General features: G+C 71.5%; 10 protein-coding genes and 1 riboswitch. Of the genes, 6 read left to right on the plus strand and 4 right to left on the minus strand.

The window, feature by feature from the left end; all coding sequences use genetic code 11:
• Positions 1-180 precede the first annotated feature (180 nt).
• Positions 181-1,848: a M23 family metallopeptidase gene (locus P8A20_RS13915; protein WP_306103599.1), complete on the plus strand. Its 1,668-nt coding sequence runs from the start codon at positions 181-183 to the stop codon at positions 1,846-1,848.
• 92 nt (positions 1,849-1,940) lie between these two features.
• On the opposite strand, the gene pcrA is transcribed toward P8A20_RS13915, so the two are convergent.
• A complete protein-coding gene (gene pcrA, locus P8A20_RS13920) occupies positions 1,941-4,379 on the minus strand; it encodes a DNA helicase PcrA (RefSeq protein ID WP_306103600.1) in 2,439 nt (812 codons plus the stop codon).
• Between the two features lie 257 nt (positions 4,380-4,636).
• Positions 4,637-4,796: riboswitch (cyclic di-AMP (ydaO/yuaA leader) on the plus strand.
• Here pcrA and P8A20_RS13925 point away from each other — a divergent pair.
• Positions 4,795-5,946 (plus strand): C40 family peptidase, encoded by a 1,152-nt coding sequence (locus P8A20_RS13925; RefSeq protein ID WP_147959124.1) that lies wholly within the window; start codon positions 4,795-4,797, stop codon positions 5,944-5,946. It overlaps the preceding riboswitch by 2 nt.
• Before the next feature lie 89 nt (positions 5,947-6,035).
• On the opposite strand, the gene P8A20_RS13930 is transcribed toward P8A20_RS13925, so the two are convergent.
• Positions 6,036-6,389 carry a hypothetical protein gene (locus P8A20_RS13930; protein ID WP_147959123.1) on the minus strand — a complete coding sequence of 118 codons (354 nt, stop codon included), beginning with the start codon at positions 6,387-6,389 and terminating at the stop codon, positions 6,036-6,038.
• Between the two features lie 358 nt (positions 6,390-6,747).
• On the opposite strand from P8A20_RS13930, the gene P8A20_RS13935 reads away from it, so the two are divergent.
• Both P8A20_RS13935 and P8A20_RS13940 read left to right on the plus strand, forming a co-directional pair.
• Positions 6,748-7,818, plus strand: a complete 1,071-nt coding sequence (locus P8A20_RS13935) for a C40 family peptidase (RefSeq protein ID WP_147959122.1) — start codon at positions 6,748-6,750, stop codon at positions 7,816-7,818.
• Between the two features lie 12 nt (positions 7,819-7,830).
• Positions 7,831-8,586 (plus strand): GNAT family N-acetyltransferase, encoded by a 756-nt coding sequence (locus P8A20_RS13940; protein ID WP_147959121.1) that lies wholly within the window; start codon positions 7,831-7,833, stop codon positions 8,584-8,586.
• A 13-nt stretch (positions 8,587-8,599) separates the two neighbouring features.
• Here the strand turns inward: P8A20_RS13940 and P8A20_RS13945 are convergent, their stop codons facing one another.
• Both P8A20_RS13945 and P8A20_RS13950 read right to left on the minus strand, forming a co-directional pair.
• A complete protein-coding gene (locus tag P8A20_RS13945) occupies positions 8,600-9,295 on the minus strand; it encodes a LuxR C-terminal-related transcriptional regulator (protein WP_031096516.1) in 696 nt (231 codons plus the stop codon).
• Entirely contained in the window at positions 9,292-10,599 is a 1,308-nt protein-coding gene (locus P8A20_RS13950; RefSeq protein ID WP_306103601.1) for an ATP-binding protein, read from the minus strand. Before P8A20_RS13950 ends, P8A20_RS13945 begins: the two co-directional genes overlap by 4 nt.
• 175 nt (positions 10,600-10,774) lie before the next feature.
• Between P8A20_RS13950 and P8A20_RS13955 the strand changes: the two genes are divergently transcribed.
• The gene (locus P8A20_RS13955) at positions 10,775-12,109 is read left to right on the plus strand and encodes a PspC domain-containing protein (protein ID WP_147959120.1); all 1,335 of its coding nucleotides are present in this window, start codon (positions 10,775-10,777) and stop codon (positions 12,107-12,109) included.
• Positions 12,096-12,344 carry a hypothetical protein gene (locus tag P8A20_RS13960; RefSeq protein WP_306103602.1) on the plus strand — a complete coding sequence of 83 codons (249 nt, stop codon included), beginning with the start codon at positions 12,096-12,098 and terminating at the stop codon, positions 12,342-12,344. The genes P8A20_RS13955 and P8A20_RS13960 overlap by 14 nt, the downstream gene beginning before the upstream one ends.
• Positions 12,345-12,430: the final 86 nt, after the last annotated feature.

The raw sequence follows: 12,430 nt of genomic DNA on the forward strand, positions 1-12,430 counted from the left end.
GCCAAACCTGCCTATCCGGTCCACCGAAAGGCGGCCGATTGCCCGTTTCCTGAAGGGCTGGAGCCCCCCGAAGATTGTCGTCCTCACCTACCGCCGGGTACAGTCGCGGCCACTGCTCACCCCGGGATCCCCCCACCGGACCCCGGAACAGGTCCTGCTGCCGAGGCGAGAGAGAAGTTGGTGAACGACCAGCACCCCCACGCCGGGCATGCCGGATACGACAGCCAGTCCACCGGCAGTTTCGACACCGACCCGCTGTTCGGGTCCCTTCCGGGCCGGCACGACAGCAGCCACGAGACGACGTACGGCGGCGGTTACGCCCCCGCGTACGACGCCGGCTACGCCAGTTACGACAGTGGCCAGTGGGACACCGGAGCGCATCAACAGGCTTCCTACGACGCCTATGCGGCCCAGGCCCATCCGCAGGCACCCCAGGGCTACGACACGACGGCCACCTGGATGCCCGAGGCCGTGATCCCTGCACCGGCCGACGCGACGGGCCAGTGGGACACCGCCGGCTGGGACCACACCGGCCAGGCGGACCAGTGGGCGGCGGGTGACACCGGCGCCTTCCCCACCGCCACGTTCGACACCACGGCCTACGCGACCGGCTCCTTCAGCGCCCCCGTCTTCGAGACCGCGGGCTACGAGAGCTACACGGCCGCAGAGACCGGCACCTACGACGCCACCGCCTGGAACACCGGCGCCACGCCCGGGGGCGCCGCGTACGCGCCCGAACAGACGTCGTACCCCTCACACGAACACCAGTCGGTGTCCTACGAGTCGTACGAGACAGCCGAGTTCAGCTCGCTCGACGGCACCGGCGCCCACGATCCCGGTTCCCACGACCTGGGCTCGTACGATCTCGATTCCCACGACCTCGGTTCCCACGACCTCCACGCATCATCCGGCTCCCACGGTCACGTCGAACCGGACGAGGCGGGGGCAGCAGGCACGGGCACGTACACGGACATGTACGACGAGGTTCCGGAGACCGCAGCCGAGCCCGGCCGGACGATGCCCGAAGTCGTCGATGTGCCCGCGGAATCCGCCTCCGTGGCGGCCTCCACACACCCCGTGGGCCGTTCCTCCGCCGCGCGCGGCGGCAGCCGGGGCAGGCGCCGCACCCCGGCGAAGCGTTCCGCCCTCCTCACCGTCGCCGTCCCTTCCGCCTGCGTGATGAGCGTCGCGGGTATCGCCGCCGCCTCCGTGAGCGGTATCGGCGGCGCCGAGGAGACGAAGGACGACACCACGTCCATGGCGGCCGCGGACCTGGTGAAGCCGGCCGTGGCCAACAACAAGCTGGACACCCAGCTGGCCAACCTCAGCGCTGACGCCGAGAACTTCGCCGACCGTGCCAGCCGCACCCAGGAGCGCATCGACCTGAAGGAGCGTCAGGCCGCCGACAAGAAGAAGCGCGAGGAGGAGGCCGCACGCCGCGAGGCGTTGCGTCCCAAGTTCGTGCTCCCCGTGAAGCAGCACGGGCTCAGCGCCACCTACGGCCAGGCCGGCGTGAACTGGATGTCCGTGCACACGGGAATCGACTTCCCCGTCTCCTACGGCACCCCTGTGATGGCGGCGACCGACGGCACCGTCCGTACCCAGTGGAACAGCGCCTACGGGAACATGGCCATCGTCACCGCGGCCGACGGCACCGAGACCTGGTACTGCCACCTCAGCACCACGAAGATCCGCTCCGGCTCGGTCAAGGCCGGAGACGTCATCGCCTACTCGGGGAACTCGGGCAACTCCACCGGCCCGCACCTGCACTTCGAGGTCCGGCCCGGTGGCGGCTCGGCGATCGACCCGATGCCCTGGCTCCGCAGCCACGGCGTCAACCCGTACTGAGGGACCGGCCGCGCCGGAGCGCCGGCCGGTCCGGTGCACCACGTCCCAGGGCGGGCGGGTCGGAGTCTCTCCGCCCCGCCCGCCCTGCCGGTTCAGAGCTTCTCGACCGGCGCGTAGCGCAGCAGCAGCTTCTTCGGCCGCTCGTCGCCGAAGTCGACCGTCGCCTTCGCCTGGTCGCCGAACCCGTCGACCGCCGTGACCGTGCCCAGGCCGAACTGGTCGTGCGTGACCCGGTCCCCGACCACCAGGGTGACCACCGGCTTGTCGGAGGTGCGCCGGGTCGCGAATCCCGACGGCCCCGACTTCGAGCGTGAGGAGGACAGGGACGAGGTGATGCCGGACGTCGGTCCCGCCGAGGCCGCCATCGGACCCTTGCGCTTCCACTCCAGGTGCTGGTCCGGGATCTCCTCCAGGAACCTCGACGCCGGGTTGTACGAGGGCTGGCCCCACGCACTCCGCATCGCCGCCCGGGTCAGGTACAGGCGCTCGCGGGCACGCGTGATGCCCACGTAGGCGAGCCGGCGCTCCTCCTCCAGCTCCTTCACCTGTCCGAGGGCGCGCATGTGCGGGAAGACGCCGTCCTCCATGCCCGTCAGGAACACCACGGGGAATTCGAGGCCCTTGGCCGTGTGCAGCGTCATCAGCGTGACGACGCCGGAGCCGTCCTCGTCCTCGTCGGGGATCTGGTCGGCGTCGGCGACGAGCGCGACCTTCTCCAGGAACTCGGCGAGTGTGCCCGCGCCCTCCTCCTCCGCCCGTTCCTGCTCGAATTCGAGAGCGACGGAGGCGAGCTCCTGGAGGTTCTCGATTCGGGTCTCGTCCTGCGGGTCGGTGGACGCCTGGAGTTCGGCGAGGTAGCCGGTCCGTTCCATGACGGCCTCCACGACGACCGCCGGTCCGGCGCCGGACTCCACGATCGTGCGGAGCTCCTCCATCAGCGTGTTGAACCGCTTCACGGCGTTCGCCGACCGGGCCGCCATGCCGTACGCCTCGTCGACGCGGCGCAGCGCCTGCGGGAAGGAGATCTTCTCGCGCATCGAGAGGGCGTCGATCATCGCCTCGGCCCGGTCCCCGATGCCGCGCTTGGGCACGTTGAGGATGCGGCGCAGCGGGACGGTGTCCTCGGGGTTGGACAGCACCCGGAGGTAGGCCAGGACGTCCCTGACCTCCTTGCGCTCGTAGAAGCGCACTCCGCCGACGACCTTGTAGGGCAGTCCGACGCGGATGAAGATCTCTTCGAAGACACGGGACTGGGCGTTCGTGCGGTAGAAGACGGCGACGTCGCCCGCCTTCGCGTCGCCCGCGTCCGTCAGCCGGTCGATCTCGTCGGCGACGAACTGCGCCTCGTCGTGCTCGGTGTCGGCGACGTAGCCGGTGATCCGGGTGCCGGTGCCCGCGTTCGTCCAGAGGTTCTTGGGGCGACGGCTCTCGTTGCGCTCGATGACGGCGTTGGCCGCCGAAAGGATCGTCTGCGTGGAGCGGTAGTTCTGCTCCAGCATGATCGTCTTCGCGTCCGGATAGTCCTCCTCGAACTGGAGGATGTTGCGGATGGTCGCGCCGCGGAAGGCGTAGATCGACTGGTCCGCGTCACCGACGACGCACAGTTCGCCCGGGGCGTCGGCCTCGCCCGCCGGGCCCACCAGTTCGCGCACGAGGGTGTACTGCGCGTGGTTGGTGTCCTGGTACTCGTCGACCATGACGTGCCGGAAGCGGCGGCGGTAGTGCTCGGCGACGTCGGGGAACGCCTGGAGCAGGTGCACCGTCGTCATGATGATGTCGTCGAAGTCGAGGGCGTTGGCCTCGCGCAGCCGCGCCTGGTAGAGCGCGTAGGCCTGCGCCAGCGTCTTCTCGAACCCGTCGGCCGCCTGACCGGCGAAGGTCTCCTCGTCGATCAGCTCGTTCTTCAGGTTCGAGACCTTCGCCGTGAACGACTTCGGCGGGTAGCGCTTCGGGTCGAGGTCCAGATCGCGGCAGACCAGTGCCATCAGCCGCTTGGAGTCGGCGGCGTCGTAGATCGAGAACGACGAGGTGAAGCCCAGGCGCTTCGACTCCCGGCGCAGGATCCGCACACAGGCGCTGTGGAACGTCATGACCCACATGGCGTTGGCGCGCGGGCCGACGAGGTCCTCGACACGCTCCTTCATCTCGCCGGCGGCCTTGTTGGTGAAGGTGATCGCGAGGATCTGCCCGGGGTGCACCCCCCGCTCGGCCAGGAGATGGGCGATCCGGTGGGTGAGCACCCGGGTCTTGCCCGAGCCGGCGCCGGCCACGATGAGCAGCGGGGAACCGGCGTGCACGACGGCGGCGCGCTGCTCCGTGTTCAGCCCGTCGAGCAGCGCGGCTGAGTCGACGACGGGGCGCGGGGCGCCGTCGCGGTAGTAGGCGTCGCGCGGCGGCGGAGGCGTGTCGAAGACGTCCTCGAAGAGGCCCTCCGGCACCGCTTCGGGTGCGTGCTCCTCGGGGGGCGGCGGGGGGCCGTCCTCCCCTTGCTGGAGGCCGGTCAGGAAACTGTCGTCAAAGAGGCTGCTCATCGCCTCACGAGTCTAGGCGGCCCCACCGACAGCCCGGGCCGCAACGGCGACAACGGTCCGGGACCAGGAGCGGAACGGAACGGGCTGCCTACGGAACGTGAGATTCCGGGGTCACATCCGGCCACGCGGACCATCGCCGGGAAAAGGTCACGAAAATGTATCGGGCATATCGAACATCAACCTTCACAAGGGCACCACGGGTTGGCTAGCGTGCTCCGACGGGTGCCCCGTACCCCCTTGAGGCGAACCGCGCCGCACGGGCACCCCCGCCGAATCCGCACCGCCCCGAAGGGGCCCGGAACCGGGGACCCACACGCAGCACCGGGGTGAATCGGTCCGTCCCGCCGGACCGTAGGGCAGCCTTCCGTTCCGCCCGAACCCGACAGCTAACCCGGTAGGCGGTCCACGGAAGGAGATGCCGGCCTTGGCGTCGCATCGCAAGCCCCGCACCCGGGTGCGCACCACCCCTGCCGTAGGTCTCACGACCGCGGCGCTCGCCTCCGTCACCCTGCTCTCCACGCAGAGCGCGACGGCTGCCCCCGCCGAGCCCAAGCCCAGCATCCAGGAAGTGCAGAAGAAGGTCGACGACCTCTACCGGCAGGCCGGTACGGCGACGCAGCAGTACAACAAGGCGAAGACCGCCTCGGCAGAGCAGCGCTCCAAGGTCGACGCGCTGCTGGAAGCCGCGGCGAAGCGGGCGGACAAGCTCAACGAGACCCGCCGCGAGCTGGGCAACTACGCGGCCGCGCAGTACCGCGGCGGCTCGATCGCCCCGACTGCGACGTTCTTCCTGGCGGACGATCCGCAGTCGTACTTCGACCAGGACCAGCTGATGGCCCGGATGACCAGCCGGCAGCAGAAGGCGGTCGCCGACTTCCGCACACAGCAGAAGGAGGCGGCGGCCAAGCGGGCCGAGGCGACGAAGAGCCTGGAGACGCTCACCGAGTCGCAGGCCTCGCTGCGCACCAGCAAGCAGCAGGTGCAGACGAAGCTCACCGAGGCGCGCTCGCTGCTGTCGAAGCTGACCGCCGAGGAGAAGGCGCGGCTGGCGGAGCTGGAGCGCAAGAAGGAGGCGGAGGCCGAGCGCAAGGCCGAGGAGCTGGCCCGGCAGCAGGCCGACAAGGAGAAGGCCGCCGCGGACGAGGCCACGAAGACGGGGACGGGCACGGGCACGGGGTCCGGCACGGGCTCCGGCACGGGCTCCGACAGCGGTTACGCCTCGAAGGCCGAGAAGGTCCTGGCCTTCGCACGCGCCCAGATCGGCAAGCCGTACGTGTGGGGGGCGACGGGCCCGTCCTCCTACGACTGCTCCGGGCTCACCCAGGCCGCCTGGAAGGCGGCCGGCGTCGATCTGCCGCGCACCACGTGGGACCAGGTCGAGGTCGGCACCCGGGTGGCCACGGCGGACCTGCGGCCGGGGGACCTGGTCTTCTTCTACGACGACATCAGCCACGTCGGCATCTACAAGGGCGACGGCATGATGATCCACGCGCCCAAGCCGGGCGCGAACGTCCGCGAGGAGTCGATCTACTACATGCCGATCTACGGCAGCGTGCGCCCGGCATAGCGACCTGCCCGCGCACGGCGGACGCCGCCCGTACAAGGCGAAGGGCCCGGGGTGATCCCCGGGCCCTTCGTCGTACGACCGCCTGCCGCTCAGGTCCAGAGCGTGGCGATGAAGATGTTGGCGACGGTCAGCCCGCCGACCGCGGCGAACGCGCCCTTGTCCACCTTCTCATCGTCCCGCTTCACGTAGACGAGCGCCAGGATCACGATCAGGACCAGCAGCTTCACGCCGATCTTGATGTTGTTCACGCTCCGGTCGTCGGCCTGGTCGAGCCCGACCAGGGCGACGCCCGTGACGAGCATGGTGAGCGCACCGTGCAGCATGGCCGGGACGAAACGGGCCTCGCCCGCCCCCATGGCCTTCATCTGGGTCAGGAAACCACCCAGCAGGGAGGCGATACCGATGATGTGCAAGGCCACGAAGACATTGATGAGTACGTCCATGGCCGCAGCCTAACCGCGGCCATATCACCACTCTTCGGCCAGGTACGACTTACCGATGAGTTGCCCCCTGGTCTGCGCGAATTGCCGGACTCCGGTTGAATTTTCCTGTCATCCGACGGAAACGAAACAGCACATGAGGGCAATAGCTGTCATTACACCTCTTCCCTCCGTGCCGGGTTTAGCGTCCCTCACAGGTGACCGGATCTCCATCGCCGCCCCCGTACCGGGCGGCACTCCCGGTCACCCCGCCAGGAATCCGGCGGCGGGCCACTCCCCCCTGTGGTGGCCCGACGCCGGATTCCTGGCGGGCCCGCGGCACCCACCGCCGGGCAGTCGAACGGAAGGACGCACCACCCCCGTGGCCGCCGATCGCAAAGCCGCTCACCGCAAGCCCGGGCAGCGTCTGTTCACCGGACCTGCCGCCCGCACCGCGGCAACCCTCGCTCTCGCCGGTGCGGCGACGGCGACCGCTCTCGAAGGCGCCGCGCAGGCGGACCCCCAGCTCACCACGGCGCAGGTGAGGGCCGAGGTCGACCGGCTCTACCACGACGCCGAGGTGGCCACCGAGAAGTACAACGGTGCGAAGGAGCAGTCCACGGCCTCCGAGAAGTCCCTGGACGCCCTGCGTGACGAGGCCGCCCGCAGGACCGAGCGCCTCAACACCGCACGCGACGCCCTCGGCTCCTACGCGACCGCCCAGTACCGCAGCGCCGGGATCGACCCGGCCGTGCGGCTGGCCCTCTCGTCGGACCCGGACGAGTATCTGGAGCGCGCCTCCTTCGAGGACCGTGCGGGCGACCGCCAGGCCGGTGCGATCAACGGCGTGCGCAGGCAGATCGGCGACATCGCCCGGCTCCGCGCACGGGCCCAGGACGAGCTGGCGGTCCTGACCTCCCGCCGGGCCGAGCTGAAGAAGCAGAAGGACGCCGTCCGCACCAAGCTCGCCGGTGCGCGCAAGCTCCTGGCCACCCTCACCGCCGACCAGCGCGCCGCCTACGAGCGCTCGGCCGACGCCGCGCACGGCGGTGGCGCCGTCCGGGCCGACCGGAGCACCCCGCGCGGCTCCGTGTCCGCCCCCAACGCCCGCGCCGCCCAGGCCGTCGACTTCGCGTACGGGGCTCTCGGCAAGCCGTACGTCTGGGGGGCCACCGGGCCCGCCTCCTTCGACTGCTCCGGACTCACCCAGGCGGCCTGGCGCGCGGCGGGCATCTCGCTCCCCCGCACGACGTACACGCAGATCAACGCGGGCCGGCACGTCTCGCGTTCCGAACTGGCGCCCGGTGACCTGGTGTTCTTCTATCCCGGGGTCACCCATGTCGGGCTGTACATCGGCGGCGGGCAGATGATCCACGCCCCGCGCCCGGGTGCGCCCGTACGCATCGCGTCGGTCTCCGAAATGCCTTTCGCCGGAGCGACCCGCGTCGCCTAGGCTCTCGGGCCCATGGACACCGCCATTCAGGATTACGCGCGCACACTGGCCCTGCGGTCCCCGGACCACTACCGGGTGGGCCCGTTCACCGTGCGCCACAACCCGGGCTGGGAGCTGAAGTTCGCGAACTACGCCATCCCCGACCAGGGCGCCGAACCCACCGCGCGGGAGGTCGCCGATCTGGTCGCGGCCTTCCGTGAACACGACCGTCTGCCCCGGCTGGAGTTCCTGCCCTCCTGGGCTCCGGCCGTCGAACCGGCCCTGCTGGCCGCCGGTTTCACCGAGGAGAACCGCGCACCGGTCATGGCCTGCGCCCCCGACGGCCTCCTCCCGCCGAAGCCCGTGGACGGCCTCCGTGTCGCCGAGCCCGTCACCGACGCGGAGTTCGCCTCCGCCGCCGCCGTGCAGCACACGGGATTCGGGGGCGAGGGCGGGCCGGACGACGGAGAGATCGCGTGGCTGCGCGGGGCGACGGCGGGCGGCGGGGTCTCCGCCCTCGCCACCGTCGACGGCCGTCCGGCAGGCGCGGGCGGCTGCTCGGTCCCGGTCGGCGGCATCGGTGAACTGGCCGGCCTGGCCGTCGCCGACGGCTTCCGCCGCCGGGGCGTCGGCGCGGCGCTCTCCGCCTGGCTGACCCGCACCGCCTTCGACCGCGGCTTCACCACCGTCTGGCTGGAGCCGGGCGGCCCCGACGTCGAGCGGATCTACGCGGGCATCGGCTACCGCAGGACCGGCGAGAAGCTCAACATCTCGCTCGACCCCGCCTGAACATGCCCGAGGCTCAGACCAGCCGGCGCGCCGTGGCCCAGCGGGTCAGCTCGTGCCGGTTGGAGAGCTGGAGCTTGCGCAGCACCGCCGAGACGTGGGACTCCACCGTCTTCACCGAGATGAACAGCTGCTTGGCGATCTCCTTGTACGCGTATCCCCGGGCGATCAGCCTCAGCACCTCGCGCTCGCGCTGTGTCAGCCGGTCCAGGTCCTCGTCGACCGGCGGGGCGTCCGTCGAGGCGAACGCGTCCAGGACGAATCCGGCCAGCCGCGGTGAGAACACCGCGTCGCCCTCCTGGACCCGGAAGACGGAGTCGACCAGGTCGCTTCCGGTGATCGTCTTGGTGACGTAGCCGCGGGCACCGCCACGGATGACTCCGATGACGTCCTCGGCGGCGTCCGAGACGGACAGCGCCAGGAAACGCACCGGGTTCTCGACCGCGCCCATCATCGGGGCGCAGCGCCGCAGCACCTCGACCCCGCCGCCTCCCGGGAGGTGGACGTCGAGGAGGACGACCTCGGGACGGGTCGCGGTGATCACGGTGACCGCCTGGTCGACGTCGGCGGCCTCCCCGACGACCTCGACCCCGGTCTCCTCGGTGCGGCCGATCTCGGCCTGCACCCCGGTGCGGAACATCCGGTGGTCGTCGACGAGCACGACCCGTACCCGGCGCTCCGGGCCCCCGGTCGCTTCGGTGTTCTCCGTCATTCGCTCGCCCTTTCCATCTCCAGTTCGACCTCCGTGCCCCCGCCGGGCACCGAACGCAGGCGCGCCGTACCGCCGTTGCGCTGCATCCGGCCGATGATCGATTCTCGTACGCCCATCCTGTCGACCGGTACGGCGTCCAGGTCGAATCCCGGCCCCCGGTCCCGCACGGAGACGAACACCGTGCGGCCCTCGACCTCCGCGAAGACCTGGACGGCGCCGCCCTCGCCACCGTACTTGGCCGCGTTGACCATCGCCTCGCGTGCGGCCTGCATCTGCGCCACCAGCCTCTCGTCGAGCGGGCAGTCGCCGACGACCACGACCTCCAGCGGGACGCCGTGCTTGTCCTCGACCTCGGCGGCGGCGCGTTTGACCGCCTCGGCGAGGTTCGACGGCTCCTCGGCCTCGTCCTTGCCCGTGCCCGAGGGGTCGTACAGCCAGTTGCGCAGCTCGCGTTCCTGGGCGCGGGCGAGCCTGCGGACCTCGCCGCCGTCGTCCGCGTTGCGCTGGATCAGGGTGAGCGTGTGCAGGACCGAGTCGTGGACGTGGGCGGCGACCTCGGCACGCTCCTGGGCGCGGATGCGCATCAGGCGTTCCTCGGAGAGGTCCTGCGTCATCCGTACGAGATAGGGGCCCGCGAGCAGCGCGATACCGGTGAGCACGGCGATGGCGGCGGTCAGCGCGGTGCCGAGCTGGGCCGCCGAGCCGCGCACCACGATGAAGGCGGCGAGACCGAGACCGACCAGCGCGACGCCCGCGAGTCCACGTGCCAGGTGCAGCACCCGGCGACGGCGGCCGACCTCCATCCAGCGGGCCCGTCGCGCGTTGTCGGCCTGCCGCCACACCAGGACGGAACCCGCGCCGATCAGGAGTGCCGGCCAGACGTAACGGTCCGCCTTGCTCCCCATGTCGACGTTGCCGACGAAGATCATGGCGCCGACGAGCAGTGCGACCAGGGCGAAGACCTGGCCCCTGTCGGGCTTGCGGAGTCTGCGCCGGCCGTCGGGGGCGGTCTCGAAGATGGACCGCTCCACCCCGCCGGCCCCACCGGCCCCGCCCACCCCGCCGACCCCGAGCGGCACGACGATCCAGAACACGGCGTAGAGCAGGGCGCCCAGGCCGTCCGCGAAGAACAGTCCGAGGAAGACGAACCGGACCCAGACGACGGGCAGTCCGAGGTGTCCGGCGAGCCCGCGCGCGACGCCGCCGAGCATCCGTCCGTCGGCGCTGCGGTACAGCTTGCGCGGCGCCTGCTCCTCCGGGTCCGGGGCGTGGGAGCTCGGGGCTCGGGTCGTGGCTGCTGGCATGCCCCGATCGTCACACGTCCCGGCGGGTCGCGGCATCAGGGTCTGCCCGGACTCGACCCTGAGGACCGGGCTGCCGGGCGGACCCGGCCCCCAGAGGCCTCGGGGACGCAAAATCAGGGATCGGCCAGGGTCGTCGCGGGCCCCATGAGGGCGTACGGACCGTCACCATGGACCCATGACCGTTCCCCAGGACGCCTCCCCCGGCGTCGCTCCGCCCCCCGGGCCGGGACCGCGGCTGCGACGCAGCCCCCGGCAGAAAGTGGTGGCCGGGGTGTGTGGCGGCCTCGGCCGGTACTGCGACGTGGACCCGGTGATCTTCCGGATCGTGCTCGGCGTCCTCGCGGCGACGGGCGGCATCGGCCTGATCTTCTACGGCTTCGCGTGGCTGCTCCTCCCGGTGGAGGGCGAGGACGAGAACGAGGCGCGCCGGCTGCTCTCGGGCCGGGTCGAAGGCGCTTCCCTCGTCGCGCTGCTGCTGGCCCTGGTGGGCTGCGGGCTGCTGCTGTCGATGCTGCACAACGGCGGGATGCTGGCCTTCGCCGCGATGCTGTCGCTGACCGTGGTCGGCTTCTCCGTCTGGACGCAGCACCGCAGAACGGTCCCGCCCGAGGACGTACCGGGCACGGCGGCGTACGCCCCGAAGAGCGCGGCGCACGCCGCCGGGCACGGGGCGCCGCCCGAGGTGAAGGCGCCGCCCTCCCCGGGCAGCCCGTCCTGGTGGCGGGATCCGATCGTCAAGGACGGCACGACCGGCCCGACGGGGAGCGGCTATCTGTGGGGTCCCGCGGACGCGCTCTCCGAGGCGGCGGAGCCGGGCAGGCGCAAGGCGACCGCGGACGACCCGTTCCGTCCTCCCCACCGCGCGAAGGGCACCCGGGGCCCGCGGTCGATCGCCGGAGCCGTGTTCCTGCTCGCCCTGGTCGCGGGCGGCCTGGGGACGGGGCTGAGCTGGGAGGCCCATCCGCTGGGGACGAGTCTGCAGATCGGGCTCGCCGCCGCTCTGGGGGTGTTCGGCCTCGGCCTGCTGGTCGCGTCGGTCCTCGGCAGGACCGGCTTCGGAACGATCGTGCTGGCCATGATCACGGCCGGTCTGCTGGCGGGCGCCTCCGCCATCCCGCGGGACATCGGCACCGACTGGGTCCGCGAGGAGTGGCGCCCGGCCTCGGTGGCCACGGTCCGTCCGGAGTACAGACTCGACACCGGCATCGCGAAGCTCGACCTCTCCCGCATCACCGTGCCTGAGGGCGAGACGCTGCGCACCCGCGTCCAGGTCGCGGCGGGCCGCGCGCTCGTCGTCGTGCCCGCGGGGGTGACGGTGGAGGTGGACGCCGAAGCGGGCCTCGGCGACATCAGGTTCCCCACGGACCTGCGCAAGGGTGTGGACATCGCCGCCGACCGGCACACCCGGCGCACCCTCGGGCCCGCGGAGAACAGCGAGCCCGCCGGGACCCTCGAGCTGGGCATGGGAATCGGCGTCGGACAGTTGGAGGTCACCCGTGCCGCGTCATGAGTTCCGGCCCGGCCGCGCGGTGGCGGGCCTCGTCATGCTGACCCTGGCGGGCGGCTACGCGGCGGACGCGGCTGGTGCCTGGAACGCCCCGTGGGCGTTCTTCGCCCCCGTGTTCCTCGGCGGCCTGTGGCTGGCGGCCACGGCGACCTGGGTGAGCTATCGGGCGCGGCGGCGGCAGGCGAGGCGGGCGTCGGCGGAGAACTCGTCGGCGCCCGGTTCGACCCGGGTGCACTGACCACCGCCGGGCGGGCCGGATCAGCCGATCACCGGAGGCCTGCCGGGAGTTCGGCCGGTGCCCGCCCCGAAGGTGTCGACGACCAC

The sequence above is a fragment of the Streptomyces sp. Alt3 genome, from assembly GCF_030719215.1.
In the GTDB taxonomy this organism is placed as follows: domain Bacteria; phylum Actinomycetota; class Actinomycetes; order Streptomycetales; family Streptomycetaceae; genus Streptomyces; species Streptomyces glycanivorans.

Bases quoted from the DNA above. Each gene is read 5' to 3' on its own strand.
- pcrA (WP_306103600.1), bottom strand. From the start codon at position 4,379: ATGAGCAGCCTCTTTGACGACAGTTTCCTGACCGGCCTCCAGCAAGGG.
- P8A20_RS13925 (WP_147959124.1), top strand. From the start codon at position 4,795: ATGCCGGCCTTGGCGTCGCATCGCAAGCCCCGCACCCGGGTGCGCACC.
- P8A20_RS13930 (WP_147959123.1), bottom strand. From the start codon at position 6,389: ATGGACGTACTCATCAATGTCTTCGTGGCCTTGCACATCATCGGTATC.
- P8A20_RS13940 (WP_147959121.1), top strand. From the start codon at position 7,831: ATGGACACCGCCATTCAGGATTACGCGCGCACACTGGCCCTGCGGTCC.
- P8A20_RS13945 (WP_031096516.1), bottom strand. From the start codon at position 9,295: ATGACGGAGAACACCGAAGCGACCGGGGGCCCGGAGCGCCGGGTACGG.
- P8A20_RS13950 (WP_306103601.1), bottom strand. From the start codon at position 10,599: ATGCCAGCAGCCACGACCCGAGCCCCGAGCTCCCACGCCCCGGACCCG.
- P8A20_RS13955 (WP_147959120.1), top strand. From the start codon at position 10,775: ATGACCGTTCCCCAGGACGCCTCCCCCGGCGTCGCTCCGCCCCCCGGG.